At 59.9% G+C, this 24,946-nt stretch carries 26 protein-coding genes; 6 read left to right on the top strand and 20 right to left on the bottom strand.

From position 1 onward, the window contains the following. The first annotated feature begins 423 nt into the window (after positions 1–423). From VFI82_03325 to VFI82_03315, 3 genes are all read left to right on the top strand, one after another. On the top strand, positions 424–552 hold the full coding sequence (locus VFI82_03325) for a hypothetical protein (GenBank protein ID HET7183688.1): 129 nt from the start codon (positions 424–426) through the stop codon (positions 550–552). A 97-nt stretch (positions 553–649) separates the two neighbouring features. Beyond that, positions 650–1,315 (top strand): hypothetical protein, encoded by a 666-nt coding sequence (locus tag VFI82_03320; protein HET7183687.1) that lies wholly within the window; start codon positions 650–652, stop codon positions 1,313–1,315. Further along, positions 1,316–2,137, top strand: a complete 822-nt coding sequence (locus VFI82_03315) for a hypothetical protein (GenBank protein HET7183686.1) — start codon at positions 1,316–1,318, stop codon at positions 2,135–2,137. A 71-nt stretch (positions 2,138–2,208) separates the two neighbouring features. Here VFI82_03315 and VFI82_03310 read toward each other — a convergent pair whose 3' ends face one another. Both VFI82_03310 and VFI82_03305 read right to left on the bottom strand, forming a co-directional pair. Further along, positions 2,209–2,412, bottom strand: a complete 204-nt coding sequence (locus VFI82_03310) for a DUF2934 domain-containing protein (GenBank protein ID HET7183685.1) — start codon at positions 2,410–2,412, stop codon at positions 2,209–2,211. Between the two features lie 164 nt (positions 2,413–2,576). Continuing rightward, entirely contained in the window at positions 2,577–2,897 is a 321-nt protein-coding gene (locus tag VFI82_03305; protein ID HET7183684.1) for an antibiotic biosynthesis monooxygenase, read from the bottom strand. Positions 2,898–3,254: 357 nt separating this feature from the next. On the opposite strand from VFI82_03305, the gene VFI82_03300 reads away from it, so the two are divergent. Together VFI82_03300 and VFI82_03295 are read left to right on the top strand one after the other, a co-directional pair. Beyond that, entirely contained in the window at positions 3,255–3,725 is a 471-nt protein-coding gene (locus VFI82_03300; protein ID HET7183683.1) for a nuclear transport factor 2 family protein, read from the top strand. Positions 3,726–3,838: 113 nt separating this feature from the next. Further along, positions 3,839–4,159, top strand: coding sequence for a PilZ domain-containing protein (locus VFI82_03295; GenBank protein HET7183682.1), 321 nt, complete (start codon positions 3,839–3,841; stop codon positions 4,157–4,159). A 2-nt stretch (positions 4,160–4,161) separates the two neighbouring features. On the opposite strand, the gene VFI82_03290 is transcribed toward VFI82_03295, so the two are convergent. Beyond that, complete coding sequence (locus VFI82_03290) at positions 4,162–4,689, bottom strand: nitroreductase/quinone reductase family protein (GenBank protein HET7183681.1); 528 nt, start codon at positions 4,687–4,689, stop codon at positions 4,162–4,164. A gap of 111 nt (positions 4,690–4,800) precedes the next feature. On the opposite strand from VFI82_03290, the gene VFI82_03285 reads away from it, so the two are divergent. After that, positions 4,801–7,614, top strand: a complete 2,814-nt coding sequence (locus tag VFI82_03285) for a protein kinase (protein ID HET7183680.1) — start codon at positions 4,801–4,803, stop codon at positions 7,612–7,614. 55 nt (positions 7,615–7,669) lie between these two features. Here VFI82_03285 and VFI82_03280 read toward each other — a convergent pair whose 3' ends face one another. The 17 genes from VFI82_03280 to VFI82_03200 all read right to left on the bottom strand — a co-directional run bounded on the left by VFI82_03280 (position 7,670) and on the right by VFI82_03200 (position 24,943). Continuing rightward, complete coding sequence (locus tag VFI82_03280; GenBank protein HET7183679.1) at positions 7,670–7,912, bottom strand: DUF6755 family protein; 243 nt, start codon at positions 7,910–7,912, stop codon at positions 7,670–7,672. A 1-nt stretch (position 7,913) separates the two neighbouring features. After that, positions 7,914–8,420: a Rieske 2Fe-2S domain-containing protein gene (locus VFI82_03275; protein HET7183678.1), complete on the bottom strand. Its 507-nt coding sequence runs from the start codon at positions 8,418–8,420 to the stop codon at positions 7,914–7,916. Next, positions 8,417–8,995, bottom strand: coding sequence for a 4Fe-4S dicluster domain-containing protein (locus VFI82_03270; GenBank protein HET7183677.1), 579 nt, complete (start codon positions 8,993–8,995; stop codon positions 8,417–8,419). Before VFI82_03270 ends, VFI82_03275 begins: the two co-directional genes overlap by 4 nt. Continuing rightward, the gene (locus VFI82_03265) at positions 8,995–11,220 is read right to left on the bottom strand and encodes a molybdopterin oxidoreductase family protein (protein ID HET7183676.1); all 2,226 of its coding nucleotides are present in this window, start codon (positions 11,218–11,220) and stop codon (positions 8,995–8,997) included. Before VFI82_03265 ends, VFI82_03270 begins: the two co-directional genes overlap by 1 nt. Further along, positions 11,213–13,438 (bottom strand): MFS transporter, encoded by a 2,226-nt coding sequence (locus VFI82_03260; protein HET7183675.1) that lies wholly within the window; start codon positions 13,436–13,438, stop codon positions 11,213–11,215. Before VFI82_03260 ends, VFI82_03265 begins: the two co-directional genes overlap by 8 nt. A 113-nt stretch (positions 13,439–13,551) precedes the next feature. Continuing rightward, positions 13,552–14,385, bottom strand: a complete 834-nt coding sequence (gene ric / locus VFI82_03255; GenBank protein HET7183674.1) for an iron-sulfur cluster repair di-iron protein — start codon at positions 14,383–14,385, stop codon at positions 13,552–13,554. Between the two features lie 105 nt (positions 14,386–14,490). After that, positions 14,491–15,192, bottom strand: coding sequence for a Crp/Fnr family transcriptional regulator (locus VFI82_03250; GenBank protein ID HET7183673.1), 702 nt, complete (start codon positions 15,190–15,192; stop codon positions 14,491–14,493). 103 nt (positions 15,193–15,295) lie between these two features. Next, positions 15,296–15,529, bottom strand: a complete 234-nt coding sequence (locus VFI82_03245) for a DUF2892 domain-containing protein (protein HET7183672.1) — start codon at positions 15,527–15,529, stop codon at positions 15,296–15,298. Next, complete coding sequence (locus VFI82_03240; protein ID HET7183671.1) at positions 15,526–18,774, bottom strand: efflux RND transporter permease subunit; 3,249 nt, start codon at positions 18,772–18,774, stop codon at positions 15,526–15,528. The genes VFI82_03245 and VFI82_03240 overlap by 4 nt, the downstream gene beginning before the upstream one ends. 8 nt (positions 18,775–18,782) lie before the next feature. Continuing rightward, complete coding sequence (locus VFI82_03235) at positions 18,783–19,886, bottom strand: efflux RND transporter periplasmic adaptor subunit (GenBank protein ID HET7183670.1); 1,104 nt, start codon at positions 19,884–19,886, stop codon at positions 18,783–18,785. After that, on the bottom strand, positions 19,886–21,244 hold the full coding sequence (locus VFI82_03230; protein HET7183669.1) for a TolC family protein: 1,359 nt from the start codon (positions 21,242–21,244) through the stop codon (positions 19,886–19,888). The genes VFI82_03235 and VFI82_03230 overlap by 1 nt, the downstream gene beginning before the upstream one ends. Continuing rightward, positions 21,241–21,699, bottom strand: a complete 459-nt coding sequence (locus VFI82_03225) for an OsmC family protein (protein HET7183668.1) — start codon at positions 21,697–21,699, stop codon at positions 21,241–21,243. The genes VFI82_03230 and VFI82_03225 overlap by 4 nt, the downstream gene beginning before the upstream one ends. 88 nt (positions 21,700–21,787) lie before the next feature. Further along, positions 21,788–22,636, bottom strand: coding sequence for a sigma-70 family RNA polymerase sigma factor (locus VFI82_03220; protein ID HET7183667.1), 849 nt, complete (start codon positions 22,634–22,636; stop codon positions 21,788–21,790). Between the two features lie 20 nt (positions 22,637–22,656). Then, entirely contained in the window at positions 22,657–22,989 is a 333-nt protein-coding gene (locus tag VFI82_03215) for a metalloregulator ArsR/SmtB family transcription factor (GenBank protein HET7183666.1), read from the bottom strand. 85 nt (positions 22,990–23,074) lie between these two features. Further along, positions 23,075–23,410, bottom strand: a complete 336-nt coding sequence (locus VFI82_03210; protein ID HET7183665.1) for a metalloregulator ArsR/SmtB family transcription factor — start codon at positions 23,408–23,410, stop codon at positions 23,075–23,077. A 14-nt stretch (positions 23,411–23,424) separates the two neighbouring features. Continuing rightward, a complete protein-coding gene (gene nrfD / locus VFI82_03205; GenBank protein ID HET7183664.1) occupies positions 23,425–24,372 on the bottom strand; it encodes an NrfD/PsrC family molybdoenzyme membrane anchor subunit in 948 nt (315 codons plus the stop codon). A 19-nt stretch (positions 24,373–24,391) separates the two neighbouring features. After that, a complete protein-coding gene (locus tag VFI82_03200; protein ID HET7183663.1) occupies positions 24,392–24,943 on the bottom strand; it encodes a 4Fe-4S dicluster domain-containing protein in 552 nt (183 codons plus the stop codon). Positions 24,944–24,946: the final 3 nt, after the last annotated feature.

The following is a 24,946-nucleotide window of genomic DNA, read 5'->3' as shown; positions in this document are numbered from 1 at the left end:
GGTATGGAACACCCATTTAGGACCCTGCTGTACGATTTGCTGGTGGAGCCGATTCTGCGGTCCTTTCAGCGAATATCGGAATCGACGCATCGAGTTTGTAGTATCTGGCGAAGTGATCGGAACCACGATCGGTGAACTGCTGCCTATAACTCACCACACGCCTCAGCGTCGGTAACCGAAAGCGCTACCACGCCTGAGCTCGACGACAGGTTCTGCGTTTTCCCGTCCGATGCCACACCTGCAAGTGCCTCCGGCTGAACCGGCGCTGCTGGCGATCGCGGGAGATTAACGCCGGCCTTGCACAGCCGGCCGCGGCGCTTGGCGTTCCAAACAACCTGTTCACTTTTGCTCAGTTCACTTGCCTTGGAAATGCCATCCTTAAACAGGCGGTTTGTGAACATGATTGGCTTGGCAGAAAAATCCTTGGCTGAACTGGAAAGCCTGGCTCAGGAGTTGCGCGAAATCATCGCACGCGATCCTCAGCACTCCCGGGCTGACCTGGGAGACGTTGAATGGGAAATCGATAAGCGACACTGGCGCAATATCGTGTGAAACCTGCAATGCGTTCAATTCTGACCAGCTTTGTAGGGGCGCCGGAGTGGATACTGAAAGATGTGTCCTCCAACAGCACGAAGATGGGAGTCTTCTCATGAAATTGCAGCTGCGTCGCGCAGTCTGGGCTCTGTCCCTGGCATTCACAATGGCGGTGCTGGTTACGCCCATGATCGTCACCGCGCAATCGGAGCAAGGGCTTGAGCACGGCCGCGGTCACGACAAGAGCGATCAAGTTAAAGACAGTGACGGCAACAGCGCGAACAGCTCAAGCTATCAGCAGGGCTGGAATCACGGGCAGGAAGACCGCGCCAACAATCGCGTCCGCCGATACCATGTGCGTTTCGACAATGACCGGGACCGCCGCGCCTATGAGTCTGGCTACGACCAGGGTTATCAGGGCAACGGCACGTATCAAGGGCAGAATGGCCATTACCCCGACCGAAATGGCGAATACGGCCGCGACGGCCAACGCAATGAACCCTACCGCAACCGAACTTACGGCAATGGCCCGAGCGGCAACATTCTGCCGAACGTGGCGTACAACAATGGTTTCCAGACCGGCATGGGTTACGGACAGGCGGACCGCAATAACGGTCACCGCAATCGCCCGACCTACAGCAGCACGTATCAAATTGGGACCAAGGGCTACAACTCTTCCTACGGCAGCCAGACGGCGTACAAGAATTCTTTCCGGCAGGGGTACCAGGCGGGCTATGCTCGGGGGTACGACGCTGGCCAGACCCAAGGCTACCGCAGGTAGTTGATTAAGACCACGGTTCGGCGAATGGCACACCAAGCAGCGGATGCGTACGAGTTATCGATGAAAAATGCGACGCATGCACGTCCCGTTTTGATCTTGCTGCTCCTGGCATGCCTGGGTTTTAAACTGCCGGCAACCGCGCAGCAGAAGACTGCTCCTGCTCCTCTGAGCTCTGAACAAGTGGTAGAAAACTTGGTGCGCAGGAACGCCGAACGTGCTCAGGCGCTGCGTTCATACCAGGGAAAGAGAATCTACCGATTGGAATACCACGGCTTCCCCGGCACTCGTAACGCCGAAATGGTCGTGGATGTGAAGTACCAGTCACCCGCATCCAAAGAGTTCACAATCCAGTCTGAAACCGGTTCCAAGCTGCTGATTGACCGCGTATTCAAGAAGCTTTTGCAAAGCGAAAAAGAGGCGCTGGAAGCGGAGAATCTGCGGCGCAACGCGCTCGATGAAGAGAACTACGCTTTCACACTGCTGCGATACGAAGTCACCTCGGACGGTTCAATGTACGTCCTTGCTGTCGAACCCAGGCGAAAGGACAAGTTCCTCTATTCCGGACGAATCTGGGTGGATGCGAAAGACTTTGCGGTAGTGCGGATTGAAGCAGAACCGGCGAAGAACCCTTCCTTTTGGACGAAAAATACGAGCATCGAACACCGCTACATCAAGGTTGACAATTTCTGGCTCCCCGCCCTGAATCATAGCCTCACCTCGGTTCGGCTTGGGGGCCGCGCTGATTTGACCATCGAATACCTGGATTACCAGGTCACGCCGGCATGTCTGCCGGACAAGCCAAACAATGCCGCCCTGCGGTGACTTTCGCCAGCCAGTCCAGAAGTATCGCTCCGTCAGAGCACTTCTGCTTGTGATTTGCTCTATTGTTTCCGTCAGGGGACGATCGTGCGGGGCTTCTGCTGGTTGATCTCTCCCTCAGCGCGAAGCCAGTCCTCAACTTCGTAGCCGTCTCTCCAGCCGCGGGCCTCGTAGAGCTCATAGGCGCGGCGACGGATGGCTTCGTCGATCTCGGCTGGCAGGCCGGCTGGTACACCGTGGACGGCGCCCGCTCGTTTCGTACCAGTATCTTTGTTCACGGCAGTACTCCTTGTTGTTACCTTCTCCTGCTGATGTCGTGCAGGGCGTCAAATTCTGAAGTTGATCCGGCGTCAATTCGCCTTAAGACAAACGGTCGCTCTGTCCCAGGTTGACCGAGGGCAGTGAGTGAACCTCCACCCTCGGACTGGGATTTAGCACCCGATTAGGCTGCTATGCGAGATGCGATCTTGTGAAAGCTTGAATAGGCGAGGTCATAAGTTACGACCTTAGGTGTCGGCTCCACGAACTTGGCCAGGGTCTGCAGCACTTCTGGGTACATCGCGCGGTTGTACGATTCCGCGTTCTCTTTCGATTCCCACAGGCTGATTGCGACCGCTTCGGGGCCGCTCGGACTGACAAATAACAGCTCGTCCTTAAAGCCCTGCTGTTTACGAAGGGTTGGAATGACCTGGTTTTCAAAAACCTCGATAAACTCACTGCGTACGCTCGGCTTCACTTGCATGGAAACAATACGGGTAAACATGGTCAACCTCCTCGGTTGAGACAGTTGCTAAGAATTAGAGGGAATTTCAGAGGATCTGACTTAGTCCAGAGAGTCTGAAAGAGTGAATAGGAGATGCTCGCTCAGCTACGATGCTAGCCTCTTATTCTTCATTGTCAATCGCAATCATCGAGCGCTTAAGTGGCCGGAGAGGCTGGCTCGGCGAATTTCGGAGCGATGGCGGCTGTGAGTAAGGGCCCGGCGATTAAGATGGACTCTCGGCTACTTTAAGCCTACAGTTGATGGTGGAGAGCTTCTAACTGTCCCCTGTCAGAACTGCCTGAAGTAAGTCAGCCTTTCTGAAGTACTCCCGCTTACCTTCCTTAAAACAGGAGTTACATGTCCAACAAAACAGCACCGTTCGCGATAGTTATGATTTTGGCAGTCGCTTCCATTTTCGCGTTTGCCAGCCCGAAGAATTCTCCCACAGATGCTAAGAACGCGGTTGCGACCATCACCCAGATGGAGAACGACGCGGTCAATGCCGACTTAGCCGGAGACTCTTCGTTCTACAACAGGAATCTTGCCGAAAATTGGACCGGCGGCACCAGCTTCGGAACCTGGGACACAAAACAATCGTTGCTCGGCGACATGAAAGATACCGACAAAAACAGCACGAAGAGCGAAGCGATCAAGGATCTTAACGTGCGCGTCTACGGCAGCACGGCCATCGCGACGTACACGACCACCTACGATTCTATGCGCCACGGCGAGCGTGTGGCCCGTACGGTTCTGTCCACCGATACCTTCGTGAACGAGAACGGTACTTGGAAGCAGGTAGCAGGACACAGCTCTGAAGCGGCCAAATAGGCTGGCGCTGTGCGTTATAACAGAACTCGGCGTGGCTGCCGGGTTTTTGTTTTGACGGCCCGATCTGAATTGCCCGGCTGGTGTATGAGCGTTTGTTGTGGCGGGAGGCGGACATGTGGGAGAAGGAGCGCGAAGCGCAGCGGGTTCCCGCGGCCGAGCCGGTTTCCGGCAGTTGGAAGAATGGCGGGGCCTACGCTATCTCCGGTGTCACGCGCGACGTCAGTTCGTGCGGGACGTTTTTCTATTGCGAGATGGCTCCCGAAATCGGCAGCGAGATCGAACTCGTGTTGGAATTGCCGAAGGAACTCGTCGGCGAGGCTCCGGCGCATGTTCTCTGCCGCGGGCGTGTGGTGCGAGTGGAACCCGCGAATGAGAGCCGGCCGATTGGTGTTGCGGTGGAGTTTGAAAGTGTCGAGCGGCTTCCGAGTTCGTGAGGTTAGGGTTTTTGTTCCTGCGGATCGTTGAGGTCGATGCGGACGGTCAGAAGACTCGTGCCGAACAGCCGCACGATCCGTCCGTTGGCCGAACTTCCGGGACGCTGACGGGCGAGCCAGCGTTGGCGTGCGAGTGGATCATCTTCCGTCAGGATAACTGCGGTGCCGGTATGCCAATACGATCGCAATCCTCTGCGGATTTTCAGCCGGACCTGGGGATGTTTCATGAGATTCCGAACCCATCCGGCGTTCTCGCCATGCTCCGCAATAATCCAAAATTGCGAGCCCACCAGCCCATCGCCCACGGGATTACGCCTCGGCTTGCCCGTTTTGCGCCCCATAGTTTCCAGCAGCGCATAGCCTGGTCGCCCGATACCGATCGCAAATAGGAACTTCACCGGAGGATTGAACAGGTATTTTTGCAGCGCGTGGATGATGTGGCGTTTCATCGTCGACACACAGCCCTCATTATAGGCCAGAGCATGCACTTGGAATTTAAGCATCCGGACACCGATCATCACCTCGCGCATCAGAGAAATCAGAGAAACTCCCCATTCGACGGGATCGGCTGTCCGTCCCGTTGACCTGCCCGCTAGCGCCAACTAAGATCGCGGATCATCCGGCGCGAAGGACCCGTCCTTGTGATCGGCCAGACCATCTCGCATTACCAAATCCTGCGCAAGCTGGGCGGCGGCGGCATGGGTGTGGTGTATGAGGCGGAAGACCTCGACCTTGGACGGCACGTTGCGCTGAAGTTCCTTCCTGAACAGTTAGTGCCCAATGCTGAGGCTTTGGAACGCTTCCGTCGGGAGGCGCGTGCCGCCTCGGCCCTCGATCACCCGAACATCTGCACGGTGCACGAAATCGGGGAATACGAAGGCGAGCCTTTCATCGCCATGCAATTCCTCGATGGCGAAAGCCTGAACCAGAGGATAGTCGCCGGACAGCCGATGGATGCCGAAACGGTGCTTGACCTTGCAGTGCAGATCGCCGACGCGCTCGATGCCGCGCACACTGAAGGCATCCTGCATCGCGATATCAAGCCGGAAAACATCTTCTTGACGAAGCGTGGGCAGGTGAAGCTGCTCGACTTCGGTTTGGCGAAGGTAATCGCGAAGAGCCCGGCAGGTATGGATTCGGCGACCACCGTCACTGAAGAGCGCCTCACCAGCCCAGGCACCGCCGTCGGCACCCTGGCATACATGTCACCCGAGCAAGTGCTGGGGAAGCCACTGGACGCTCGCACCGACCTCTTTTCCTTGGGTGTGGTGCTCTACGAGATGGCAACCGGCGTCCTGCCCTTCCGCGGCGATACCTCGGGCGCGATCTTCGACGCCATCCTGCACAAGCCGCCGGTCGCGCCGGTGCGGCTCAACCACAACGTGCCCGTTGAACTGGAGCAGATCATCAACAAGGCCCTGGAGAAAGACCGCAATCTGCGCTACCAGCACGCCGCCGACCTACGGGCCGACTTGCAGCGCCTGAAGCGCGACACCGACTCCGGGCGCGGGGCCATCAGCGTGCACGGCGAGGAAAGGGCTGCCGAGCCGCGCCGCCGTTGGATTGTTCCCGTAGCTGCTGCCGTGGTGGTGGCCGTGCTGATCGCAGGTGGACTGTTCTGGCGTACGCGGCGGATGCAGGCTCTGACGGATCGCGACACGATCGTGCTGACTGATTTCGTCAACACCACCGGCGACCCGGTGTTCGACGACACCCTGAAGACGGCGCTGGCCATCCAGTTGGAGCAATCGCCGTTTCTCAACGTGCTTTCCGACCGGAAAATCGGTGACACGCTGAAGATGATGAATCGGCCGGCCGGAGAGCGCATTACGCAGGAACTAGGCCGCGAGATTTGCATTCGCAACGGCAGTAAGGCGACCCTGGCAGGTTCGATTGCCGCCTTGGGCAGCCATTATGCGATCGTGCTCCGGGCCTCAGACTGCCAGAGCGGCGATTCGCTGGCCAGCGTGCAGGCGGAGGCCGACAGTCGCGAGCATATCCTGCGCGCCTTAAGCGACGCCGTTGCCAGATTGCGCCACAAGCTGGGCGAGTCCCTGGCTTCGGTGCAGATCGCCAAGCCGTTGGACCAAGCTACTACCTTTTCATTGCCAGCGCTGCAGGCGTGGAATGAAGGCGTACGTATCTGGCGGCAAGGCGGCGATCCTCTCGCCCATTATCAACGCGCGGTGGAGCTGGACCCCAACTTCGCCCGCGCTTACCTATCCCTGTCGGCGACCTACTTCAACCGGCGGCAACTAGCCCAGCAGCGCGAATCCTTGCAGAAAGCCTATGCCGTCCGTGACCGCGTCAGCGACCGCGAGCGTTTCATGATTGACTCTGATTATTACGCAGTGGTCATTGGTGATATGGACAGAGCTCTCCAAATTTATGCGCAATGGGCGCAGAACTATCCGAGGGATCTGAGTGCCCACACCAAAGCGGCCCTTATCTATAGCAACCGGCAGCAGTACGACAAAGCGATCAGCGAGCTGCGCGAAATCCTGCGCATTGACCCCAACTACTATTCAGCCTACGTGAATCTCGTCTATAACTACACCCTCGCAAATCGGTTGGGCGAAGCCAAAGCGATATTCAACGAGGCCCTGGCACGCAAGCTGGACGGGCCGCTGCTCCGATACGACGCTTATGAGCTTGCCTTTCTCCAGGGTGACTCGACAGGCATGAAGCAGCAAGTGGACTGGGCCATCGCGACCCCCGGTGCCGAGGACTGGCTATTGGCGGAGCAGGCCAATACAGAAGCCTACTACGGCCGGTACACTAGTGCCCGCCAGTTCACGAAACGAGCGGTGGACTCTGCGCTACGCAACGGTGCGAATGAACGTGCGGCACAATGGCATCTGTTTGCCGCCTCTTACGAAGTATGGGCGGGGAATGCGGCACTCGCCCGCCGCGAGACAGCCGCAGCGTTGGCATTGACGCTGGATCCAGATACGGTGCAGCCCTCGGCGGCTGCCGTGTTGGCCAACCCGGAAATCGGCGACAGCACGGGGGCGGAAACACTGCTCGATTCCGCCGCTAAGAAGGTAGGGCCGGCTAATAAGGATTGGATTGACTCGTGGAAACCTGTTCGCGCACTTATCGAGATGGAGCGGGGACGAGCGGCTCGGGCGATGGAACTTCTGGAGGGCCTGCCTGTTCCCCCGAGACAGTTTGATTTGTATGTCAGTTACACCCGCGGGCGTGCATCCCTACGCGCTGGCCAGGGTAGCGTCGCCGCGGTCGAGTTTCAAAAGATCATCGAACATCGTCACATCACCCACAATATGGCCATCGGGCCGACCAGCTACGTCTGGCTGGCGCGTGCGCGCACGCAGGCCGGCGACACCGTCGGCGCTCGCCGCGCGTATCAGGACTTCCTCGCGCTCTGGGAAGAGGCCGATCCCGACATTCCCATCCTGCAGCAGGCCAAGGCGGAGTACGCGAAGCTGAACTGAATCCCGGCGCCCATGGAAGCAACAGTTAAGCGCCTTGATGTCGCATTCGCAGAGGTTAGTGGATCCTGCGGTCGATGGCGTTTACAAAGAGGTACAGCCCAAAGCAACAGACAAACATCACGCCGGAGATGATGGTGGCCGGCAATGCCGCGTTGTGCCGCCCCGCCAGATACGATTCCAGCGTCGCGCTCAGAAGCCAGATCTGCACGACCAGCAAGATCACGATCAGGCACATAGCGCCGGTAATGGCGTTTAATCCTCTCATCTGAGGAGGCAGCTTTGCGGGATCGTAGGCCACGTCAGCCCTCCTCGCGTATGCCGACGGCGAACAATTGATCGCCCCGATTTTCCAGGAGGATGCGCGGGAGAGAGCGGGTCGGCGGGCCGGCCAGCACGCGCCCGTCATCCACGGCGAAGAATCCCTTGTGACATGGGCACTCAAGCTTGTTGCTCTTCTGCGAGTAGTAGACCGCGCAGCTCAGATGCGTGCATTTCTGGCTGTAGGCGACGTAAGTATCGGCCGCCGTGCGGATCATGATGCAGTGATCCAGCGCCGTCGGGTAGCTGAAGAGCTTCACCTCGCCAACCTGTATCTCTCCCATTCGCGCGACGGACTGCGCGGGCGGAGCACTTGGCTTTCGTGTAAGCCAGGACTTCACCAGGATCCATAGCTGCCCGACGAACATCGCCAGGCTGGTGAGAACCAGGAATTTGGTGAACTGCCGGCGGCTGACGTAACGCTCGTCAGCGGTGTGGACGCTGAATTCGTCTTTCCATAAAGGGCTGCTCGCATCCTGCGGGCTCATGCGGTTTCCTTCTCCCAGATGTAGTCGGCGACATCCACGCTGAGCGCGTCGAACTGCGCCGGCAGCATGATGCCGACCTGCGTGCGCACGGTCTGGTTGCCGAACTGAAACACGTTTGCCGGCCGGGTCGGCCGGCGCGCGGCGTCCTCAGGACGGATATACGCAAGCGCCTGGCTGGGGCAGACGGTGGCGCACATGGGCCGCTTGCCGATCGAAGTCCGGTCGTAGCACATGTCGCACTTCATCATCTGCTGTTCCGCTTCCATCATTTTTGGAATGCCGAATGGGCAGGCGAGGACGCAGTTGTTGCAGGCGATGCAACGCGGCTTCAGCGAGGAGTGGACAATGCCGTCGTCGCCTTTCTTGATGGCATCGGCCGGACATACCTGTGCGCACGTGGGCTCGTCGCAGTGCATGCAGACCATGGCTATGGTGCTGATCGATTGTGCGCGGTCGAGGTAGTCGAAGTTGATCATCGACTTACCGCGGTGGGTCTCGCATTCCTCGCATGCCTGCAGGCATGAACGGCAGCCGATGCAGCGCGACGGGTCAATGTAGAAGCTGTACCCGAACACTACAGTGCCTCCGTTCCGCTCGCTTCGCGGTCATCGGGGCCGGCATCACGGCTTGCGCCCTTGCGGATCCGGCAAGCCGACACTTTGAATTCTGGAATCTTGCTCCGCGGGTCGAGGGTGCGATGGGTGAGGCGGTTGGCACTGCGAATTCCGGGCCAGTGATAAGGAATAAAAACCGTGTCTGGGCGAATTGTTCTTACCACCATGGCAGGCACGGTGATCTCATCCCGCCGCGTCGTAACTGTGACCAGGTCGCCGTCCTTGATTCCGTGCTGATCCGCAAGCCGCGGATGGATCTCGGCACGGGGCGTGGGATATTGTTCGAGCAGCGCCCCGATGCGCCGTGTCTGTGTGCCGCTCAGATATTGGCTCACAACGCGGCCGGTCGTCAGATATATGGGGTAATCGTTATCAACGGGGTCGCCGCTGGCACGCCATGTCGTCACATTGAAGTGCGCCTTGCCATCGCTGGTGTAAAACTTCTTGTCGTCGAAGAGGCGCGGGGTCCCGGGGTGCTCAGGTGCAGGGCATGGCCAGAACACGCCCTTGTTGGCGTCCACCTTCTCGTATGTGATTCCGAAATAATCGGCGACGCCGCCCCTCGAGGCGACACGCAACTCTTCCAGAATCTCGCGTGGCGAGTGAAACGGGAACTTCTCCCCGCGGCCCAGCCGATGGGCGAGATCCACAATAATGTCGGAATCGCGCCGCGCTTCGCCCGGTGGACTCACGCTCGGAACCCAGTGAATCACGCGACCTTCGGCGCTGCATCCGAGCCCTTCTTCCTCTTCGTGCAGGCTGCCTGCGAGCACGACGTCCGCGTATCCCGCCGTCTCGCTCATGAAGAAATCGATGACGCCGAAGAACTCCAGCTTGGAAAGCGCTTGGCGCGTAAAGTTGGCATCAGGGAGCGAGACCAGCGGGTTGAAACAGATCGAGAACAGCGCTTTGATCTCGCCCCCATGGATGGCGTTCATGATCTCCTGCGCTGAAAGGCCGGGCTGCGGCAACTCGCTCTCGGCGATCCCCCATACCTGCGAGATGTATCTGCGCGCGGCGGGATCGGTAAGCGAGCGCTGGCCGGGGAGTTGATCGCATTTCTGTCCGTGCTCGCGGCCGCCCTGGCCATTGCCTTGGCCGGTGATCATCGTCGGTCCGCAACCTTCGCGCCCGATCTGGCCCAGCGCGAGCATGATATTGATCACCGCCAGGCAGTTCTCGACGCCCTTGGATTGGTGTTCGAGGCCACGTGCATGCAGGGCAATCACGCGCTCCGATTCGCCCATCCAGTGCGCCGCTTTTTCGATGGCCTCGGGCGGCACGCCCGTCATCTCTGCTGTCGTACGCGGGTCATAGCCCTGCACCGAAGCAGCCATTTCGCCCCACCCAGTCGTGTATTTTTCGATGAAATCGGGGTCTTCCAGTTTGTCGCGCACGATGACGTGCAGCATGCCCAAAAGTAGCGCCAGGTCAGTGCCGGGACGAATCGGCAGGTAAAGGTCAGCATTACGCGTGATGGGCGTCATCCGCGGATCAGCCACGATGAGCCGCCCGCCGTTGTCCCGGCAGCGCCAGATGTAATCGGTTGTAATCGGCGCGCAATCGCCGATGTTGGCTCCGATCACGAACAGCACATTCGCTTTCGGGATGTCGCTCCACGGAATCGTGCTGCGATCAATTCCGAACGCAAGCTTGTACGCCGTACCCGCCGAAACCATGCATAGCCGGCCGTTGTAATCGATATGCCGGGTGCCGACGGCCAGCCGCGCGAACTTGCCCAGCAGGTACGATTTCTCGGTCGAGAGCGATGCACCGCCGTACACCGCCACTGCATCTTTTCCATGCTGCGCCTGGATGTCGCGGATTCGTTTTACCGTGAAGTCCAGCGCTTCATCCCATGTCGCTCGGCGGAATCCCTGGTCGGTGCGCATCAGCGAATGCAGCAGCCGGTCGGGATGCGACGACTGCATGTAGCGCTTGACCCCTTTAGGGCACAGCATCCCCTTGTTGAAAGGGAACTCCTCCCACGGCTCGAACCCGATGATGGTGTTCTCGCGGACTTTCAGCTGAATGCCGCACTGCTGGCCGCAGAAACAGCAATGCGTTTTCACCAGCTTCTCGGCGGGATGAGTTGATTCGTTTCGCCATCCGCCGGGCGGCTCAAATTGCTGGTGCGGACCGAATTGTGCGATCAGCACGTCGGGCGCGAGCGGTGGCTTAGCCACGGGCCTCCTCCTGCAGCCGAAGCTGCGCGGTCGCCAGCGCCTTGCGCTTGCACGCCGGGCAGAGCTCCTGCCAGTTTCCCGCCGGCCCCGGCATGGTGTAGTCGAACCCAAGCTGCGGTAGCACCTTTTTCAGATCGTCAATGTGCATGCGCGAGGCGAACCGCTGCCCGCAGCGCGCGCAGGCTGCGCCTTCGCCGGACTCGCCGACGCGCTGATAGAGCTTCACTCCGAGCTGCGCCGGGCGTTGAAATATGTGGAAGAACTTGCCAAACGGCAGATAAAGCAGGCCCGCGATGACGGTGATGGCGTGAAGAATGGCAAGAAACGAGTACGCCGCGCCGCCAAGCCACACCTGCGAAACCGTGAGTGCCACCCCTGTAATGGAGATCGCGAATAACAGGACCAGCGGGAAGAAATCCATCATGACCGTTTGCACGGCCTGTGCGCCTTCGTCGCGCAGGCGACGCCAGAACGACAGCGCGATGCCGGCGATGACGAGAAATGCGGCGATGTCCAACCCGTGGAACATGATCTCCGCCGCCAATGAGTGGATCGGCACGCGTCCCACGTCGAACCCGAAGAGGTGAACGATGTAAGTGTTCTGATCGGAGAGCGGCGTAGTGAAGTTGATCCAGCCGAACACCAGCGGGAAGGTGATCGCAACCGCCAGCAAGCAGCCCCAGAAGATGAACTGGTGCATCAGCCAGCGCAGCCTTGACCGCTTTCCGATGAATGTCTGCGCGAAAATGTGGGTTCCGGCCGTGATGACAATCCGCCCCAGGCCGCGCAACGGTCCTCGTTGCCAGAACAACTGCCACCCGCGGCGCCAGTAGACCTTGGTCGGCGGTTTCTGTATCCATACGTGGTAGTGATAGATCACGCCCCAGGCGGCGAAGATCACGGCGAACGTGTAAACCACCAGCGCCGGGTCGAAATTCTCCAGGCTGCGCGAGCCGACGACGATCGCGGCGACCAGTAGCGCCGTCCACGTGGTCGCCCATGCGCCGGCGCGAATGGAATCGACGGTGCGCCGCAGCTGCGGCGGCAAGATAGCTTCCAGCGATTCCTGCTGGGGCACAAAAACGATGCGATTGATGCACCACATTGCCAGCGCGGTAGCCGCCAGCAGAATGAATCCTGGCCAGATTACGCCGATGCGGTCGCGGAACAATCCCAGCAGCAGCGGAGGAAAGAATCCGCCCATGCCGCCCATTGCGCCAACCAACCCGGTGACGGTCGCGCGTTCTGTCGGAAAGTATCGGGGCACCAACTGGAATACCGCGCCATTCCCAATTCCCAGCAGGGCCGCGCAGCCTAGCGCGCCGACGGTGAACGGCACCATCGCTTTCCATCCGAGCAATAGCGCGAATAATGCGATGGCAAAGAAGACGCCGCTCAGCACGCGCGCGCCGCCGATCTTGTCGGAAAGCCATCCGCCCATCGGGCGCATCAGCGTCGCCAGAACCACGAACCCGGCGGTGCGCAGTCCGGCATCAGCCGGCTTGAGACCGAAGTCATCCTTGAGCAGCGTGGGTAGATAAATCGAAAACGCAACAAAGCCGCCGAAGGTTAGGAAGTAGAACGCCGCCAACACCCATGCCAGCCGTTCACTCCCGAGCACTCGTAGCATCTCGCCGACCGATTTCGGACGCACCGTAACCGGCGCGTTCCGGGCCAACACAAAGAAGACGACGGCCCAAATGGCGCACAGGGTCGCCATTCCGCGGTACACGGTCCCGAAACCGTACCTCAGCGCGATGACCGGGCCGAGGAACACCGCTGCCGATTGGCCGATATTCCCCAATCCGTAGATGCCGAGCGCACTCCCTTGGCGTTCCATCGGGTACCAGCGCGAGACATAGCCGACGCCGGTCGCAAAGGAAGAACCTGCCATTCCGAGGAAGAAAGCGACGGTCAGCAGCTGGCGCAGCCCGCTCGCGTTGGGGACAGCTAGGAGAGGCAAGGCAACGAATGCCGTTAGCAGCGCGAAGATGATCCGCCCGCCGAAGCGGTCTGTCAGCATGCCCACCGGGATACGAGCGAGCGATCCGAGCAGGACCGGCACGGCGACGAGAAGCGCGGTTTGCGAAGCAGTCAGGTGAAAGCGCTGCCGGAATATCGGAGCGAACGCGGAGATCAGCCCCCACGCGGCGAAGCATATGGCGAACGTGATGGTGCCGAGCGCGAGATGCCGCGCGCTGGACGGGCTGCTGTTCATAGGAGTACCTGGATCGCGCGACCCTGGATCGCGCGACCCCGATTCATCCCAGACATTCTACTCAACAATTCCGCTCTGGTCTGGCCGCGAGGAAACCGTAAATGGGAAGCGGCTTACTGACCTTCCGCCGCAATCGCGCGCGGAAACAAAATATTGTTCTCCAGGTGAATGTGTTCGTGCAGGTCGGCCTCGAACTCGCGGAGTGCGCTGAAAAGCGTGCCGTAACTGAAGCAGGCGTCCTGCGGGAGCGTGTAGTCGCTGGTGGCCTGGCGGATTTCGCGGAGCTTTACTCCCGCATTATCGTGCTCCATCATCATCATCCGGATGGGATTCTGCACCGTGCCGAAGCACGACGGGCATTTCTCTCCGCTTGCCATATGTTTTATGTACGGAAACAGAATCTGCTCTTCCTTCATCAGGTGCGCCGCCAATTCAATGCCGAGCTCGGTGAATGCGTCCCGCACGCGCTCGAGTTCAGGATGATTCTTGCCGTGGACGCCGATGACCTTGGAGAGCAGCGCCTGCAGACGCGGAACTTCGCTCTTCACGTAGGAGTGGTGCTTGTCGACGATGTGATCTACCAGAGCATCAAGACCGGCGGTGTTCCAGTCGCGCTCCTTCGCGGGCGCCGCCACATCGAACCCCTGTTCCAGCGCCAGCAGCACGCGGTCTACAGGCGTGTTCGCGGTTGCGCAGGCCTCTTCCAGAGACTTGTGGCCTCCACAACAGTAATCAATGCCGAGTTTCTCGAATACGCGGGTAGCCTGGGGGTTTTCAACGGCGAGTTCGCGGACGGTCTTGCTCGTAGTGATTGGCATGACTGCGTTTCCTTTCTGTTTGTCTAAGACATCGGAGGACATGCCGCCCAGTAAAGCGCCCAATTCCGCCAGGATTTTCCTGGCATCCTCGTGCTCGGTCAGCAGAACCTGTAGTGATTTCGGTCCCATCGTCAACTCCCGGGACGAGAGTAAAGGGGAAAAGCGACCGCCGCCGATGACTTATGTCACAGCGGAGAATGTCGTACGCGGGCTGAATCTTCCGCTCGACGCGCCCTATTCTTCGGACCGGACCTCGGCTTCAAGCTTTGCCAGGTCGGGTATGGTTACGTCTTTGCCATCCATCTGGATGAGGCCTGCGGCTTGGAAGCGGCTGAGGTTTCGCGAAACCAGCTCGCGCACGGTGCCGATCTGCGACGCCAATTCCTGGTTGTTGGCCTTGAGCGTGAACCGTGCTGAGCCCGAGCGATGTCCGGCTTCGTGAGCGAAGCGCATCAGGAGCGCGGCCAGGCGGTGGCGGACGGTGGTGAAGGAAAGTTCCTCGATGATGTTGACCAGCCGCCGCAGGCGCAGGCCGACCATGCGCAACACCTTGAGCGCGACCTCCGGATGCTGCAGGCAGAGGGCGCGAAAATCGCTGCGGCTGATGAATAGGATGGCTGCTTCGTCGACTGCCGCCGCCGACGCCGGATAGGCCCCGCCGTCGAAGACCGGGAGTTCCGCGATCGAGTTGCCCGCCTGCTCAACGGTCAGCACTTGCTCGCGTCCGCCCGCAGAGGTCTTGAAGATGCGTACCGCGCCCGATTCGACGATGTACAGCCCGGAGCAGGGATCACCTTCGCCAAAGATCAGTTCGCCCGCCGCATAGCGCTTATTCACCGCACGGTCCGACAGAAACTTCAGTTCCGCATCAGAGAGATCGGAAAAAATCGGCACGCGCGCCAGGAGGGAGGCGCGTTCGGCCTTGGTTTCGGGCATGAACGTATTGTAACGGCGATTGCTCCAACCGCTACGTCAGAGCGGAAGTGGAACGCACATTCCGCGAATCGTTAGCGAGTGACGGGCGTCAATGCAAACCGCACTATTGCCCGCAACACGCCTTCACGGCAGTTTCTGCTGCGGAACGCCGTTCCGGGACTCCTAGCCATCGGAGGAATGTCATCATCGGGCACCAGTTCGTCAGAGCGGACTGAAACAAGTTCAAACCCACGAAGGCTGTAAAAAGGAAGAAGTACGGGCTGATCCAGTAACCCAAAGCCACCGACAGCGTGACAAATGAACCGGCAATCAGGCGCAAGTATCGATCAATGGTCATGGAGCGACCTCCTCAGGAACATTCACTACTGCGGTTTTCAGCGATGACAACGTGCCTCTTCCTCTGCCGGGGCGCTGGCTTATGTAGTAGAGCACCGGAACCGCCATGCGGGAAAGCACGGTGGAAGCCACTTCACCGGCCATCAGCGAAAGCGCGAGCCCTTGGAAGATGGGGTCGAAGAGAATGACACTCGCGCCCACAACAACAGCCGCGGCGGTCAGCAGCATAGGACGGAAGCGCACGGCTCCGGCATCTACGACCGCTTCCTCCAGCGACATGCCTTGCTTGCGACGCAGTTCAATAAAATCGACCAGGATGATGGAATTGCGAACGATGATACCCGCGCCCGCGATGAAGCCGATCATCGAGGTTGCGGTGAAGAACGCACCCAGCAGGGCGTGGGCCGGCAAGATTCCCACCAGCGTAAGAGGAATCGGCGCCATGATGACCAGCGGCGTTCGGAAGGATCCGAACCAGCCGACCACGAGCACGTAAATCAGCACGAGCACGGCGGCGAAGGCCAAGCCGAGATCGCGAAATACTTCAACGGTGATGTGCCACTCGCCGTCCCACTTTATGGCAAAACGTTCGGAGTGTTCTGGGAGCGCCGTTCCCATGTCCTGCTCAATCGCGTACCCCGCCGGCAGTTTGATTTTGCCGACGGCCTCCTTCATTTTCTGAATGGCATAGACCGGGCTCTCTTCCTCGCCCGCGACATCACCTGTGACATACACCACGGGACGCAGGTTCTTGCGGTAGATGAAAGGCGTGAGCGTTGTCTTCTCGACCTCGGTGATTTCGCCGATAGCAACCATGCCCCCGCCGCCGGCGGGCACTTTAAGAGCCCGCAATTCGTCGAGCCCGGAACGACTGCTGCGGGAGAGGCGCACCTCGATGGGAACATCCTCGCGCGCATTCGGGCGATGCAGGAGACCGGCGGTGCCGCCGTGGAGCGCGATCTGCATGGTGCGGGCGACGTCGGCGGCGGAAACGCCGTTCAATGCCGCCTTGTCGAGATTTACTTTGAACGTGTACTGGTCTTGGGGATCTTGAACGTACCAATCAACGTCCACCACACCGGGAGTGCTCTGAAAGACGTCCTTGACCTGGCGCGCGAGGTCAACCTGTTGCCGGCGGTCTGGACCGTAGACCTCGGCAACAAGCGTTTGCAGAACCGGTGGCCCGGGTGGCACCTCGGCGACCTTGATTCGAGCGCCGAATTGCCGCGCGATGGCTTGCAGTTTCGGACGAACACGCCGGGCGATATCGTGCGATTGCGCGCCGCGCTGCTTGCCTGGCAGTAAATTGACCTGTATGTCTGCCTGGTTTGTGCCGCTGCGAAGGAAATAATGCCGCACTAGACCGTTGAAGTTGTACGGTCCCGAGGTGCCGGAATAGATCTGGTAGTTAGCGACTTCGGGTTCCTGCACTATCCTCGCCGCCATTGCCTGCGCGGCCGCCGTGGTTTGCTCCAGTGTCGTGCCGTCCGGCATATCGACGATGACCTGGAATTCGCTTTTGTTGTCGAATGGCAGCATTTTGACGCGAACGAGTTTCAGTGGGATGAGCAGTACTGCCAGGGCAAGAAGCGCAACTACGGCGACGAAAAACAGCGCGCGATTGCGCCCGCTTGCTATCAGCGGGTTCATCACTCTCCGATAGAGGCGGGTGGTCCAGCCTTCGGCTTCGTGTTTGGCGCCATGGTGGGCAGCGTGTTCGCCGATGAGTCGCAGGGCTGCCCATGGCGAGATCACGAACGCGACCAGCAGCGAAAAGATCATTGCCGCCGAAGCACCCACCGGGATGGGTCGCATATACGGCCCCATGAGGCCGCGGACAAACGCCATGGGTAGGATTGCGGCAATCACAGCGAAGGTGGCAAGAATAGTAGGATTGCCAACCTCGTCCACCGCTTCCACTGCTATATCGATTCTCTCCCGGCCCGCGTTGGCCGGCAGACGCAGATGGCGAACGATGTTTTCGATCACGACGATGGCGTCGTCCACCAGAATGCCGATCGAAAAGATTAGGGCGAACAGGGTGACGCGGTTCAGCGTGTAGCCAAAGAAGTAAAAAATTGCCAGGGTGAGGGCCAGTGTCACCGGAATCGCAACCAGGACCACACCCGACTCGCGCCACCCCAGCGCGAGCGCGATGAGCAGCGTGACCGAGATCGTGGCCAGCAGCAAGTGCTTCAAAAGCTCGTTCGATTTATCTTTCGCGGTCTCGCCGTAGTTCCGTGTGATGGTGACGTTCAGGTCGGAAGGCAGCAGGTAACCATGAAGAGAATCAATTTTGTCTTGCACACGTTCCGCAATGACACTGGCGTTCGTGTTCTTGCGCTTGGCGACGGTGATCGTGACTGCGGGATATTGCCGGGAATCGCCTGAACCGGCGCCATTACCGAAGAGAACGTAGTTGTCCGCTTCGGTGAGACTGTTCTGGATTTTCTGCACGTCTCGCAGGTAAACCGGCTTACCCCCGTGAACGCCGACAACAACCTGCTGCAATTCTTCTGGACTGGATAGGAAACGGCCTGCGTCCACCAGGATTTCGCGGTTGTCGCGGGCGAACTCCCCGGCACGCGCCTGTTGATTGGCCGAGTCCAATCGCGCTGCCACTTGCGCCGGTGAAAGTCCATACGCCGCCAGTCGCTCCGTGTCGAGCACGACCCGCGCCTTGTGCGGCATCCCGCCGACGATTTTCGTTTCCGAAACGTCGTCGAGCTGCTTGATCGAATTCTCGATCTCACCCGCAATGCGGCGAAGCGCCAAAGAATCGTAGTTCTTCCCCCAGAGCGTGAGTGCCATGATCGGGACGTCGTCGATGGAACGGACCTTGATCACCGGCTGGGAAACACCGGGCGGAATGCGATCGAAATTCGAGTACAGCTTGTTGTACGTGCGGACGATCGCGTCTTCCTCTTTCTGCCCGACGTAAAAACGCACAATCACCATGCTCATGCCGGGCTGGGAGATCGAGTAGATGTATTCCACGCCCGGCACTTCCCGCATCAGCTTTTCCATCGGGATGGTGACGCGCTGCTCGACTTCGGCCGAGGAAGCGCCTGGCATCTGCACGAAGACATCGAGCATTGGAACGACAATTTGCGGCTCTTCCTCTCGCGGCGTCTGCCAGATCGCAAACGCGCCCAGGAGCAGCGCAGCGGTGATCATCAGCGGCGTCAGCTTGGAGACGATAAAGGCGCGCGCGATTTTGCCGGCGGCGCCCAGCGTATTGTTCATGCCCGGGCTCAATTCGCGACCCTCTTTCCTGAAAGTTCGCGGCCTCCGTGCGATGCAATCAGGCGCTCTCCACCCGACAGCCCGGAGAGAACCTCAACTTCGGCGCCGGATAGACGTCCCAGCGTCACATACCGAAGCTCAATCTGGCCCTCCTTCCCGACCACGTACACTCCCTGGATTTGTCCACGTTCAATGACGGCTGCACGCGGCACAATCACGGCGTCATGGCGTCCCCGCGGAAAGCGAGCGCGGCCAAAAACGCCAGAACGCAGTCGCGCGTCGGGAGGCAGTTCCAGCTTTACGATGAAGCTGCGACTCGCCGGATCGGCTGCGGGAACAATCTGCACGACCTTGGATTGCAATTCGCTTCCGAGGGCGTCGATCGCGACCGGCACCGCCTCACCGAGCTTGGCCGTCCGCAAATCGGCTTCATCGACCGAAGCTTCCAGGCGGAAACCTCGCGTGTCTTCGATTGTGACCAGCGGCACGCCGGGTGAGGCCAGCATGCCCGGATCCACCTGCTTAGCGGTCACCATGCCGTCAAACGCAGCCCGGATACGCGTATACCCCAAAGCCGCACGTGCCTGCGCTTCCATGGCCCTGGCTTGCGCGATTGCGGCCGTGGCCTGCTCGCGGCGTGCCGCGGCCGACTTGGCGCGCGCCTGCACCTCGTCCATCTCGTGTGGGCTCACCGATTTTTTGTCGAACAGATTCTGGTACCGGCCCAGGGTCGAGCTGGCCAACGTGTAGTCCGCCTCGGAGGCGACAACGTCCTGCTGTGCTGCGTTGACCGCCGCGGACGCCCGTTCCAGTGCCGCCCGCTGTTGCGCGTCATCAAGAACAACTAAGACTTCGCCCTTGCGAACACGCTTCCCCTCTTGTGCAGGGACCGAGACCACGGCGCTGACGATTTGCGCTGATAATTGGCTGGTCTGCAATGCTCGCACGGTACCGACCGCTTCCAAATAATCGGGTAGCGGTTTGCGCTGGACATCCAGCAGCTCGAGACCGCTTACCGTTTCCGGCGCGCGCACAGGCTTAGCCTTGTCGGCACTGCATCCGAATAACAACATCGCTGCGACGAGCAGCATCACGAAACTGGTTTCTCTCATCATTGCTTCACCACGAGTGAGCTGACGCCCAGAGTGCCGGTCGCCAACTCGAGGTTGGCGTAGCTGGTGCGCAGGCGGTAGATTGCCTGAGCGTAATCGGTCTGCGCTCGCACCGACGCGTCCTGCATGCGCAACAGGTCGGTGATTGTGCTCAGCCCCGCTTCATAACGGTTCTGCCCAATGCGGAGGCTCTCCTGTGCTTGTTCAACCGCGGCGCGCGCCACTTGCAGCTGTTGACGCGCAGCGTCCAGGTCGAGGTATGCCTTTCGTACTTCGAGGCGGATACTGCTCACCGCCGCATCGTGCAGAGCGTCAACGCGGTCTTTGACGGCGTGCTCGCGCTGCAATCGCGCGCGCTTTGCTCCTCCGTCGAATAAGTCGAGCTGAATCTCCACGCCGGCCAGCCAGTTGTTGCCTCCGGCCCCGCCCAAGCGCGGATTATCCGCTTCCCAGTCTGCGATTGCATTCAGGCGCGGGCCATAGGCGGCTTTGGCGGCGCGAACGCTGTCGGACTGCGCCGCTTGCTGCGCGACCAAGCCTCGCAAATCCGGCCGGTTCTGCAACGCCATTTGGTCCAATTCAGCGAGCGGGACGGACGGAAATACCTTCTCCGCGAGAAGTTCCTCTACCTCGAACTGCGTGTCCGGCGCAATGCCCATTTCATGGCGCAGTTGCGCTTGAGCCAGCGCAACGGCATGCCGGGCCCGAATGAGTTCCTGCTCGCGGCTCGCATAACTCACCTGTGAGCTGAGCAGATCGCTCTCCACCGCCATCCCGGCCTGCACGTTGGCGCGGCTGCGATCGAGAATCGACTGTGAAGTCTTCAACGCGTCTTCGGCGACCTGCTGTTGTTTTGCCGCAAGCAGCAGACCTGTGTACGCGTCGATGACGCGCATGACCAACTCCTGGTCGACGCGCTCCAACTTGCGCGCAGCGATCTCGTCCATCCGCTTCGACTGCCGCAGGCGCAACCAACTTACGCCGGAATCGAACAACCGCCACTGCCCGGAAAACCGCGTGGCAAAGTTGCTGAACGGGGTGGGGGTGTTCAGGCGGTTCAGTGCGAAATCAGCGGAGGAAAAGCGTTGCTGGCGAAGGCGGCTGCCGAACACGAATACCGGGTCATTACCGCGCTGGAACCCTTCACTGAAGCCCAGTTGCGGCAGCAAGGCGGACTTCGCCAAACCGATATCAGCGGAGGCGGCGCGCTTTTCGTAGATCGTCGCCTTGCGCGCCGGATTTTTCTCCAGCGCCGTGGTCACGGCTTCCTCCAGCGTCAATTTGTTTTCAGCGAGAGCGATCGCCGGCAGAATCAGGACGGCCAGCAGCGCCACCAGCATCATTGCCGGCTGCTTCATTGCCCGTGGACTCCCACTTCGACCAGTTCGGCAACGTTGGCAGGAATAATTTCGTAGGTGGTCTTCAACTCGGCGCTCTTCTGCACCATGGCGCCTACGGAGCAGTACTTCGTCTCCGATAGGTGTATGGCGCTCTCCAACGCCTCACGGTCAACACTTACTCCCGTGACGATGTGGCGGATGCGAACCTTCGTGAACACCTGCGGTGGGTCGGCCGGCTGATCCGCCTCGACGTGCACCTCATAGGCGGTAATGTTCTGTCGTTTCTTGCGCAGGATGTTGATGACGTCAAAGGCTGTGCAACCGGCCAGGGCAGCAGCGACCAGTTCGATGGGCTTAGGGCCGGTGGCGCCGACCGCGTCGTCAACGATCAGGTGATGTCCGCTGCCGGTGGTGACCACAAACTGACGCCCGTTTCCCGTGGGATGCGTCAGCACGACTGAAGCTTGGATCACGGCAAACCTCCATAAGAGAGCACTGATAAATGCATTCCAATGGAGAATTGTTACAGAAACTTGGCTTCGGGTCGGTGATCCATGGCGGCTAGCGTGCGGCCTTGGCGAGGGCGGATTCCCGAATCAGTTCGCGCACTCGCGCCCGGACTTCAGTTTTGAGTTCCTCGGTGCAATGGCGCCGGCAGCGGCGGACGGTTTCCTCCAGGCTGGCGAGGTATGCCTTGCATGGCGGACAATCCCCGAGATGGCCATCCACGCTGTCGCAGAGAGAGGGATCGATTTCCTGGTCGAGGTAATCCGACAGCATCGCAAACAGCCGCTTGCAACGCGCCGAGGGTTGCGCCTTCCGGCGGGTAACAATCGGCTTGCCCTTCAGTGCCAGTTCGTTGCGCAGGAATATCCGTGCGCGATGAAGGCGCACGCGCACCGTGCCCGGACGCAGGCCGGTCACCTGCGCCACCTCCTCCGTGGACAGTTCCTCCATGTCGTGCAGCACCAGCACCATGCGATAGTCGGGCGGAACTTTCAGCACGGCGCGCTGCAGCTCTTCGCGGCTTTCTTCGCGCAATAGCTGTTGCTCCGGGCCGGACTGCCGTGATGCGGTCAATGCTTCCAGTTCGGCGCGGTCGGGCATGAGCTCTTCCAGCGACAGGTCTTGCTTGCCCGCGAATTTGCTGCGCCGGCGGCGCATCAGGCAGTGGCTGCGCGCAACCTTGTAGAGCCAGACCGCAAGCGCTTCCGGGCTGTCGAAGTGCGCGAGTTCCGGCATGGCACGGATCAGGGTCTCCTGGGCCGTGTCTTCTGCATCTTCCCGATGGCCGCACACCTTCATGCTGAAGGCAAACGCCGTTTGCTGCAGTGACGCCAGCGCCCGCTCCATGGCATCGGAATCGCCTTTTCGCAGTTCCGCGATCGCGTTCTTGAGATCGGTTCGCATGATCGGCTGGGAGAGAAAGGTTAGCCGGCGAGCCGATGCTGCTTGCGGATCTGCGTCCGAAGCACTCGGTGGATGAGATGGCAGGCCTGCTTGACCTCGCGGATCGCCAGCGCGGCATAGACCTGTTTGCCGGTTCGGCGGGTGATCACCACGCCCGCCGACTTCAACACGGTCAGGTGCTGTGAGATGTTGGCCTTGCTGATGCCGAGCCGGTTCTGCAGCGAGCCTACACCGCACTCACCTTTGCCCAGCAGATCGAGCAAATGCAGACGAGTGGGATGGGCAAAAGCCTTGCAGATGGCGGCTTGCCGCTCGAAGATTTCGTTTTTGACTCCGTTGTTCTTGCGTGTCATAGGTTTATCAGTTTCATAACTGCGAAACTGAGCCTATGGTACACGACCCATGTCCGCCCGCTCTGTGACGCTGGTCACATTGGGGTTACACCCCAAGCCGCTGTCCATTGCGCAGCTGCGCCCGCAGCACATTGCGGATCAGGTGGCACGCTTGTTTCACTTCCGGGATAGCCAACGAGCAGTGCAGGTGCTTCCCCTCGCGGCGCGTGATGATCACGCCGGCCGCTTTCAGGACCGCAAGGTGTTGCGAGAGGTTGGCGGTACTGACGCCGAGCTTGCGCTGCAGCTGAGAGCCGGTCTGGTCGCGAGTGGCGATCATGTCCAAAATTCGCAACCGGGTGGGATTGGCGAAGGCCTTGCAGATACCTACCTGCCGGTCGTAAATCTCGTCTTCCAATGCCTGATGATTTCCATTGTGCATGATGAGACCTTTGCTTACTTAAATGCGCTCATTTGGCCCGCGAACACGAAGACATACCGCAGCAGAAAGCCGCCGGAGAGAATTAGCACTGCGGTGGCGCCAACCAGCCACTTGCGCGCGTGGAGCGAGGACTTATACAAGAGTGCCGGCATCATTTCGCCAATCTCGATCCCCAGCGGCAGCAACAGGCCGAACCAGAGAAAAAACACCCAGAACACGACCGTAAACGGCCCACCCAAGATGAGATGGAGGGAATCGCGGACCGCCTCCACCGAAAGCTGTCCGTGTACCAGATAGGGCAGCACGATGAAAAACTCGAGCGTGAGCAATCCAATGTCGAGCACGTACAACATGCGCAGTTCCTCGACGGCCACCGCCTTTCTGCTGAGGGCGAATGCCAGCATCAGGACCGCGCAACCAGTCGAAAGAGCCGAAAACAGGAATAACTGCGCGACAAGATTCGTGTTCCAGAAGGGTCGCGACTGCACCGCGCCCAGCAGCACCCCGGTGTAGATTCCCACTCCCACCGCGAGAGGTGTCCCGATAGCCGCCAACGTGCGCCGGTAGGTGTCAATGTCAACGTTCAGCGCTTGCAGGAAGCTGAAGGGCCGCGGCAGTTTCGAAAACAGCCACTGCCGTTCTTTCTCCAGCAACCAGGCATAGGCATAAACCAGCGACACCAGCGTGAACAGCATCAGCAACCAGGCCCCGATTGACATCGGGCTCACCCAGCGGAAGTGCAGGAACAGCTTGTAGAACCGGTACCAATTCCCCAAGTCGAAGATCAGGACGGTACTGCCCAGCGCCACCGGCCACGGCGCCAGCAAGGCGCCCCAGCGCGCAATGCGCTTGAGACGGTCGTCGGCATCGTTGAAGAACGTCGCGACGGCGGAGGCGAAGAACAGGCCCGCTGAAAGCCCGCCGAGAAAAAGGTACAAGATGATGAGAAATCCCCACTCCATCGTCTTCACGGGCGGCTCCTCACAAAAGGTAGTAAAGGTGCGGGCCGGTACCCGCTTCCGATTTCTTAAAGTGGTACTGACGCGTCGCCAGCAGTTGCGCCAGCTTGCTGTCAGGATCGTTGATGTCGCCGAAGGTGCGCACCTTGCCTGGACATGTCTCCACACATGCCGGCAGCTCGCCGCGGTCAACTCGCTTCGCGCACAGATCGCACTTCTCCACCACACCCCGGTCCTCGCGGAAGAAACGGGCGTCATACGGGCAAGCGATCACGCAATAGCGGCAGCCGACACAGTCGGAATCGTTGACCGCCACAATGCCGTCGGGACGCTGGTAGGACGCGCCGGTCGGACACACCCTGACGCAAGCCGGGTGTTCGCAGTGGTGACACTGCTCCGGCTCAAACACCGCCAGCAGCCGGGGAAACTCGCCGCGCGTTTCCTCATTCATCCAGTTGCGACTGTGCTTGATCGGCACGCCGTGCTGGGCGCGGCAAGCCACGTTGCAGGCTTTGCAGTTGATGCATTTTCTGCCATCAATGACGATCGCGAAGCGTCTTTGCTTTGCCGCCATGAC

It is taken from the genome of Terriglobales bacterium (genome assembly GCA_035691485.1).
Classification (GTDB): Bacteria; Acidobacteriota; Terriglobia; order Terriglobales; family Acidobacteriaceae; genus JAIQGF01.
This window is presented reverse-complemented; position numbering and strand designations above follow the sequence as displayed.

Bases quoted from the DNA above. Each gene is read 5' to 3' on its own strand.
- VFI82_03320 (HET7183687.1), top strand. From the start codon at position 650: ATGAAATTGCAGCTGCGTCGCGCAGTCTGGGCTCTGTCCCTGGCATTC.
- VFI82_03305 (HET7183684.1), bottom strand. From the start codon at position 2,897: ATGTTTACCCGTATTGTTTCCATGCAAGTGAAGCCGAGCGTACGCAGT.
- VFI82_03300 (HET7183683.1), top strand. From the start codon at position 3,255: ATGTCCAACAAAACAGCACCGTTCGCGATAGTTATGATTTTGGCAGTC.
- VFI82_03295 (HET7183682.1), top strand. From the start codon at position 3,839: ATGTGGGAGAAGGAGCGCGAAGCGCAGCGGGTTCCCGCGGCCGAGCCG.
- VFI82_03290 (HET7183681.1), bottom strand. From the start codon at position 4,689: ATGCGCGAGGTGATGATCGGTGTCCGGATGCTTAAATTCCAAGTGCAT.
- VFI82_03275 (HET7183678.1), bottom strand. From the start codon at position 8,420: ATGAGCCCGCAGGATGCGAGCAGCCCTTTATGGAAAGACGAATTCAGC.
- VFI82_03260 (HET7183675.1), bottom strand. From the start codon at position 13,438: ATGAACAGCAGCCCGTCCAGCGCGCGGCATCTCGCGCTCGGCACCATC.
- ric (HET7183674.1), bottom strand. From the start codon at position 14,385: ATGGGACCGAAATCACTACAGGTTCTGCTGACCGAGCACGAGGATGCC.
- VFI82_03250 (HET7183673.1), bottom strand. From the start codon at position 15,192: ATGCCCGAAACCAAGGCCGAACGCGCCTCCCTCCTGGCGCGCGTGCCG.
- VFI82_03245 (HET7183672.1), bottom strand. From the start codon at position 15,529: ATGACCATTGATCGATACTTGCGCCTGATTGCCGGTTCATTTGTCACG.
- VFI82_03240 (HET7183671.1), bottom strand. From the start codon at position 18,774: ATGAACAATACGCTGGGCGCCGCCGGCAAAATCGCGCGCGCCTTTATC.
- VFI82_03235 (HET7183670.1), bottom strand. From the start codon at position 19,886: ATGAGAGAAACCAGTTTCGTGATGCTGCTCGTCGCAGCGATGTTGTTA.
- VFI82_03230 (HET7183669.1), bottom strand. From the start codon at position 21,244: ATGAAGCAGCCGGCAATGATGCTGGTGGCGCTGCTGGCCGTCCTGATT.
- VFI82_03220 (HET7183667.1), bottom strand. From the start codon at position 22,636: ATGCGAACCGATCTCAAGAACGCGATCGCGGAACTGCGAAAAGGCGAT.
- VFI82_03215 (HET7183666.1), bottom strand. From the start codon at position 22,989: ATGACACGCAAGAACAACGGAGTCAAAAACGAAATCTTCGAGCGGCAA.
- VFI82_03210 (HET7183665.1), bottom strand. From the start codon at position 23,410: ATGCACAATGGAAATCATCAGGCATTGGAAGACGAGATTTACGACCGG.
- nrfD (HET7183664.1), bottom strand. From the start codon at position 24,372: ATGGAGTGGGGATTTCTCATCATCTTGTACCTTTTTCTCGGCGGGCTT.
- VFI82_03200 (HET7183663.1), bottom strand. From the start codon at position 24,943: ATGGCGGCAAAGCAAAGACGCTTCGCGATCGTCATTGATGGCAGAAAA.